Origin of the sequence: Bradyrhizobium jicamae, assembly GCF_001440395.1 — a bacterium.
Classification (GTDB): Bacteria; Pseudomonadota; Alphaproteobacteria; order Rhizobiales; family Xanthobacteraceae; genus Bradyrhizobium; species Bradyrhizobium jicamae.
On record NZ_LLXZ01000006.1, the window covers coordinates 1 to 6249 of the forward strand.

8 protein-coding genes and 1 pseudogene are annotated in these 6249 nt (G+C 59.7%); 7 read left to right on the top strand and 2 right to left on the bottom strand.

All coding sequences use genetic code 11. From position 1 onward, the window contains the following. The 6 genes and pseudogenes from CQ12_RS45600 to CQ12_RS01675 all read left to right on the top strand — a co-directional run. The coding region (locus CQ12_RS45600; protein WP_210180579.1) for a hypothetical protein at positions 1 to 658 on the top strand (658 nt) is incomplete at its 5' end. Positions 659 to 686: 28 nt separating this feature from the next. Further along, positions 687 to 1031: a hypothetical protein gene (locus tag CQ12_RS01660; RefSeq protein ID WP_210180580.1), complete on the top strand. Its 345-nt coding sequence runs from the start codon at positions 687 to 689 to the stop codon at positions 1029 to 1031. A 213-nt stretch (positions 1032 to 1244) separates the two neighbouring features. Beyond that, positions 1245 to 1548 (top strand): annotated as a pseudogene (locus CQ12_RS43250) (transposase domain-containing protein); the annotation flags it as partial. A 133-nt stretch (positions 1549 to 1681) separates the two neighbouring features. Beyond that, positions 1682 to 2044 carry a hypothetical protein gene (locus CQ12_RS01665; protein WP_057833634.1) on the top strand — a complete coding sequence of 121 codons (363 nt, stop codon included), beginning with the start codon at positions 1682 to 1684 and terminating at the stop codon, positions 2042 to 2044. Further along, positions 2041 to 2394, top strand: coding sequence for a hypothetical protein (locus tag CQ12_RS01670; protein WP_057833635.1), 354 nt, complete (start codon positions 2041 to 2043; stop codon positions 2392 to 2394). The genes CQ12_RS01665 and CQ12_RS01670 overlap by 4 nt, the downstream gene beginning before the upstream one ends. A 314-nt stretch (positions 2395 to 2708) precedes the next feature. Further along, entirely contained in the window at positions 2709 to 2900 is a 192-nt protein-coding gene (locus CQ12_RS01675; protein ID WP_057833636.1) for a hypothetical protein, read from the top strand. Between the two features lie 559 nt (positions 2901 to 3459). On the opposite strand, the gene CQ12_RS41620 is transcribed toward CQ12_RS01675, so the two are convergent. Together CQ12_RS41620 and CQ12_RS01685 are read right to left on the bottom strand one after the other, a co-directional pair. Next, entirely contained in the window at positions 3460 to 4176 is a 717-nt protein-coding gene (locus CQ12_RS41620; RefSeq protein ID WP_198164043.1) for an RES family NAD+ phosphorylase, read from the bottom strand. After that, entirely contained in the window at positions 4170 to 4583 is a 414-nt protein-coding gene (locus CQ12_RS01685) for an MbcA/ParS/Xre antitoxin family protein (protein ID WP_083519072.1), read from the bottom strand. Before CQ12_RS01685 ends, CQ12_RS41620 begins: the two co-directional genes overlap by 7 nt. Positions 4584 to 5894: 1311 nt before the next feature. Between CQ12_RS01685 and CQ12_RS47360 the strand changes: the two genes are divergently transcribed. After that, positions 5895 to 6221 carry a hypothetical protein gene (locus CQ12_RS47360; RefSeq protein WP_347337403.1) on the top strand — a complete coding sequence of 109 codons (327 nt, stop codon included), beginning with the start codon at positions 5895 to 5897 and terminating at the stop codon, positions 6219 to 6221. Positions 6222 to 6249: the final 28 nt, after the last annotated feature.

Consider the following 6249-nt stretch of genomic DNA (forward strand, 5'->3'; position numbering starts at 1 on the left):
CCGCTTGTTTCTCCACGAAGGCATCCTTGATCGAGGCCTTGGTCTCGCCAACTACGTTGCCGATTCCGATATCGAGAACTGGCTAGTCACGACGTCAGCGAGTGCCACGAACGATGAAATCCGTCAGCACGTGAGTTCGCGCATCGCCGCTCACGCTCAAACTAGATTCGAAGCCAATCTGGCTGGTCCGGCTTCATGCCCGCCATGTCGCGCCATGGATGCGCCAGCCTATAACCCTGGCCTCTGGAATGTTCCTAACATTCAACCCTACAACAACTGCTACAACTATGCGAACAACAACGCGACAAATACTTTCGCTCAACCAGGTCGCGCCAGTGGACATCCTGCCACGGCCATGGCTTGCAGCCATGTGAATCCCGCGGCTCAATCGGATGGATTGAAACCGGCAGCGAACTTCTCGAGCCCCTCGGCCGCAGGTTCCGGTTGGTACGTGGCCCTAGTCGTTTGGTCAAACAATGATTATCATTGGTATCGACAGGACGACGTTGGATGTTGGTCGCATAAACCGGGACAAACGGCGGTGAGGAACGTCGACAATGCTGGCGCTGCAATTTCTGATCCGCAGTCTTGTAATCGCGGCCCTTATACCGATTTTTGTACCTACATGGTCACGAGCCGAAGTGTTCACATCCGATGAGATCCGCGCAGGGCGAGACAGGAACTCGATGGAACAGCTACCCGATCGCGCTCAAGTCGAGATTGACGTTTTTTCGGGCCGTCCCAATCCAACCTGGGAGCTTGAACGCACAGACCTGAGCGTGCTTCTAAACTTGCTCCAGAAATTAAGTAAGGTGAAGTCTGCTGCCGGCGCGGCAAACGGACTTGGTTTTCGCGGTTTCAAGGTGAGCTTCCTAACGAGGGGCACTCAGCGAGAACTCTATGTCAAGGGCAGCTCAGTGATCGATGGGCAAAAACGTTTCTCTGACAATCATAAGAAGATCGAAAAATTTCTTCTGGCGAAGATGCCGCCTGAACTTCACGATCAGCTTGTGCACGTGCTGCCGCACTAGACTCGTTTCCACGAATCCGACATCCACGGATGCTGGAAAGCGCCACGAGATCAGCCGCAAGAGCGATCGGTCACGATTGCGCTGGCCTCCTCCGCCAAGGCCACCGTCTTCTATCGCACCGGCAAGCGCAACAGCGAGAGTACGGACCTGCTCGTACAACCTTAGCTAGCGCGTTCTCACGGTCGTCCATATTTTCTCCCGCTCAATTACTGCCGCAGCCGCTGGGATGCATTTAGCCGCTTCCTTGATGACGGAGGGCTTTGCATATCGAACAATGCTGCTGAGCGTGAGCTACGGGCGGTCGCCGTGGGGCGAAAACTGGACCTCCGCCGGGTCCGATGAGGGGCCGGCGTGCGGCCGCCCTCTACACCCTCGTCGCCACCGCCAAGCTCAATAACTTCGACGCACAGGCTTGGCTTGCCGACGTGCTTGCGCGCCTATTCGTTCACCCTGTCAAGCGCTAGACGAACTGCTGCCTTGGAATTGGCAGCCGCACAGCGTCGCTCACACCGCCTAAGCGCGATCAGTCCTCCGCCAAGAGAAAGCCTAGCTGGGCGCCGTCGCCGGATGCGTACAAGGGAGCGGCGGCCTATCCTTTTCATATTCCGCTGACGCTCGCGTACGCGGATTCTCCGCGGGAAGCGACAGCGTTGGAGCAGATCACGCATCTGCTCGGTCGAGCACAGACGATATCCCGATCACGCGCGAACGATTGCGAAGCCTCGCCAGCGAAATCAGCGCCGAGGAGCTGGTTCGGACCGGCTGGGGCCACGCTCTGGCAGAGCGTGATCACGACGGAACGATCACGCGGACGCCACATCGACATCTTGGCGGATGGACCGATAAGCCCCGAGGACCCTTTCCGCGTTTTGGTCTATCTTGATCGAAAATCGCGGCGCCCCGACGAGGTCGGCTATGATGTGGCGGCGCCGACGGGAAGCCTCGTGGAGGTCGAACTGCTCACGAGCAGCCACTTCGTCGTCACCGGCGCCCGACCGCGTTCTTCACGATGACCGCGGAGAACGATCGCTACGGGCTGCCGCCTTTCGACATGAAATGCGCCGAGCGGTCGCAATGGGACGATGACGCGCCGTCGGTCGTCGCCATGTTCTACGTCGACGGGAGGCCATGCGGCAAAGTCGCACGCATGGTCGAGGTCCTCGACATACCGATGAGGCCGACGCACGGCGAAGACGACGCCTCAGTCCAAATAGGCAGGAACGGACTCCCTCCGGCGGACCTCACGGTCACCATCGTCGCCGATCCCGAAAACGACGGTCGCCACTATTGGTGCTCGATCAGCACGCCGCGGCGACTCGCATACCCACCAATTCGTCGGGTCGATCGCCGACGACGGAGATGACCCACCCGACAAAAGACGACGCCCCGCCGCGGGAACGGCAGGGCGCAATTCATTAGTCTGGGATGCTGCAGCTTCGACAAGATACCTAATCCGACCCCGGCTACGGTTCAGTCGACGTTCGTTAAGTAACCTCCAAAGTTGCCCCCCCCCCCGCAGGGGGCCTGTCCGGAGGACGCCAAACCGAGGGGGGCCATGGTTAAGCTGCGTTGCGCCCGGCCAATGCCTGTCTATGGTGTACCCGGCCTCATCGATCACTTCTAATCCGACCCCGGCTACGGTTCCAACGTATCGCTTCTGACAAGTGCGGTGCTGCAATGAGCGGCACCGGCATGAAGTGGCAGCGCCTGGACAAGCGTAAGCCGACGCAATTTGCCAACACCCGCTTTCCTCGAGATGATCTTGGAAAGGCCGCCAAGGCCGCCTGGATCGCGTGGAAGGCGTCCCTGACGCCCAAGCAGAAGCGCCAGCTATTCAGGGGAGGACATCCGTCAGCGCCACAGCACTGACCGAACGATCACGCGTTCGGTCGGCCGTGGTGCGCGCGATTGCGGGTCTGCTCGGTGGCTCCCGCCGCAATCAAACGAACACGGATCCGATCGTCGCGACAATAGCGACGAGTCGAGATCGGCCATGATCTCGTCGCCGGAAACGTGGGGACCCCACGCCCGCAGATGAATGACCGCAGCGCGCCGCGCGCTCAATTAGCGGCAGCGAGCCGGGACGCTAAACGCCCTCGAGCGATCGGAAACAAAGTAGTGCGGGCAAGTGTGACCCATAACGCCCGCGACCAATGAGGAACCCGGCAACCCCGGGGACGGTGAAAAGGCTCCGCCGCGTGTCAATCGGGATGACCTCCGACCGCGCGACGAGAAGAAGACCGAGCGTGCCGAAGAAAGCGCTCAGGGATCACGACGGGGACAACGTCGTGCCGGCAACGCCGGGAAAGGACACTGAGTAATCGGGCTTCGCCTTGAAGCCCCCGCCTGGTCGGCGGCCTTGAGGAGGTAGAGGGCTCTACCATTCTCAAGGGATGAAAGGGACGAAGCTATGCCGTTAATGCTGCGTCTAAACGATACGTACTACTTCACCGGAGCCAGCGTCGCGGTACAGGTCCACTCGATTGCCATCCCAATGATAGTCGAGATGGCGTCCCTGGGTCGGACCAGTTGCGAGATCAGGATAGAACAAGCCGACGCATTCACCGCCCGAATAGCGAATGCTTGGATAGACAATACCCTCGGATCGAGAGCCACGCATGCGGGAGGCCAAGGGCTGGCTTTCGCTATAGCTATGTGCGTCGAGCGCCGTGGCATGGGCAGGATCACCGCCGCGCAAATCGTGCAACGATGCCTGCACCGTCATGACGATCTCGCGAAACTGCGATGCCCATCCTGGGGGCTCGTTGGTCCTGGCCATAAAGCGGGCGTGATGGTGGGTCGTTTCCAACAGTGCGACCTCAAACCGGTCTCCGACATAAAGAACGCCGTAGCTGCCGTCGCTAAATCGGCTGGGCCGATCCGTGCTGACATGTGTGAAAGGTGCCATCAGATAACTCGCACCAGGCCCGCCAACCCTTCGTTCCGGCGGCACGAGATCGATGTTGCCGATCGTATCCATCAACCTCGGGTTTGTTTTCTGCTCCGCGGAAATGAGAAGCGGCCAATCAGCCGGGTCCGCGATATCTTCGAATAGGTCAATAGGCGGGTAAACGCTGCGGATGATCCTGACAGCGCCCCGCCATTGAACATTGGCAATCGGGACGGTGGCAATGTCGATCACCAGCCGCCACGCTCCGCATCGAGGTAGCGCCGCACGCGCATCAAGTCAGTCAGTTCACCGCCGAGCATGATATCCAACGCTGACCGATCACCGAATGCGGCGTTCCGAGCCCTCACCCATGCGTAAGCGCGCTGGGGTTCGCGGAAGATGATGCGAAGAGCCTTGTGGATGCCCATCAGATTGGAGAGCCGGGCCTTGCCGTCGCGATCTATCCTGCCCTGCTCGCCAGCCTTCCAGCGGCCATATGTACGTACCGGCAAATCAAGCAAGATGGCTGCCTGATCGTCGGTGACGCCCCAGAGCCGGAACAGGTTGACGACGGCGCGAAACATTGCAGCCGCCTCCTCATCGGAGATCGGTTCGGGCCTAAAGTCACGGGGCGTCGTATCAACTGGCAGAAACTGTGTCATGGCATCCCCCGATGTCAGATGGCAGGATATATCAAAAAATCTGCCAAATGGCAAACGCTCCGACACTGCACGATACCGTGACCTTTCAGAAGCTTAGCCCCTTAACCATAACAAATAGTGAACACGATTCCGCGATCGAGTGACCTCTGACGGGCCACGCTTAAGCGGCAAACCTTCTCCAGGGAGCGAGCGGCGCGGGTAGATTGGGGGCTTGCATTGGCGCCTTTTGTCCGCGCCGCTGGGTGGGAGCGGCCCCGTTCCATGGCGCAATAAAACGGCCGAAAACGCCGGGTTTGTCGCGGCGGAAGATCCTGAAAATGGTTGCCGTCGGCCTCCATGAAATAGTCACCTTCGGCCTCCATGAAAAAGCCCGGCGCGAGGTCGGGCCGAGCCCGTCTTCTGTTGCAACCGGGTCCGGCACCCTCTAGCCCCGAGCCGGACCTTCTTCCAGTGACCCATCTCAGCCAGCCCCATGGCCCGCCCCCTCGCAACTTCCCACGGTACGAAGTTTGCCGGCCGTTGGACGCCAGTTCCGTCGGCCGCGGCGGTAATTGCAGCCTGCCGTCATCGCTCGCAATGTCAGAGATCACGTTGAGGAAGCCGTCGTTCTCCGCGAGAGTTGCCTGCGGAATGCGGATCGAGAAGACCGCATGAGGTCTCGTTGAAGACAATCAATCCAATGTCAATCGTTAGCAGGCCGTTCGAGCAATCAGCTGCACCGTATTGCACCATTAGAGCCTGCCATACTGCCTGAGCTGCGGGAGCGCATCGGCGATGTTCTCGAGCAAGCCGACTTGCCGGTCGTCCGGCCACTGCTCGTTGTTGGATACTGCGATGCTCGATCAACGTCAGCAAGCCCCCTCTATTGGTGGGGAGCGCTTCGAGAAGCCCCCATGCTACGAAGATTGCATGTTCGCAGCGCCTAGGCAGCACTTCGGAGGCTATCGACTTGGCATTCCAAGCTTGTCAAAGTCATGAGCAGGCACTTGGCTGCCCTCGGCATGGCCGCCGGCAATATCTTTTAAGGCCTTACAAGCGTTCAAGCTGAGCTGCGGAGGGCGGTCCAATAAGCGCGCAGAAGCCCATCCGCCGGCTTGTAAAGCGGGGTGAAGGTAAGAAAGTGAACGATCAGGACGACTTTGAGGGGGCAGACGCGGCAGCCGAATCGGCACTTATGTACGCCCGCAGCCTACCTCCGGGCACGGCTCGCTCTGAAGCTCTTAAAGAAGCTGGTAAGCTGCGGAACGCTGCCGACCGATTAAAGACCCCCAGTTTCGCGCCGCGCGGTCGCCGACCCAAATAAGACAGGACGTGATAAAGCTATTGGAAGAAATTGCAGCGGCCGTGAGAGCGCGCTGGTACACACCAGCCGAGCCTTCCGAAACCGTGCCCACGACGGGAGAGGATGCCGCCGCCGAACCGCCGGCACAAATTCAATCGGTCTCGCCATTGGCTGCTCTCGATTTGGACACAGCAATCCGTCTTCGATGGTCGTTGCGCGACATCAAAGCCAAGCGAACGAAGCTGACGCCCGTAAACGCAGAAGACCTGAACACTCTAACCGAGCTAGGATTGGTTGAGCTTCGCGATGACGGACCTGCGCTCACCAGCGAGGGCCATCGACTGCTTGACCATTGATCCTACCAGGCCCTTTCGAGCCGCTTCG

What these genes read in the sequence shown, in the direction of transcription:
- CQ12_RS01675 (WP_057833636.1), top strand. Translation starts at nt 2,709, where the DNA reads ATGAGCGGCACCGGCATGAAGTGGCAGCGCCTGGACAAGCGTAAGCCG.
- CQ12_RS01670 (WP_057833635.1), top strand. Translation starts at nt 2,041, where the DNA reads ATGACCGCGGAGAACGATCGCTACGGGCTGCCGCCTTTCGACATGAAA.
- CQ12_RS01685 (WP_083519072.1), bottom strand. Translation starts at nt 4,583, where the DNA reads ATGACACAGTTTCTGCCAGTTGATACGACGCCCCGTGACTTTAGGCCC.
- CQ12_RS01660 (WP_210180580.1), top strand. Translation starts at nt 687, where the DNA reads ATGGAACAGCTACCCGATCGCGCTCAAGTCGAGATTGACGTTTTTTCG.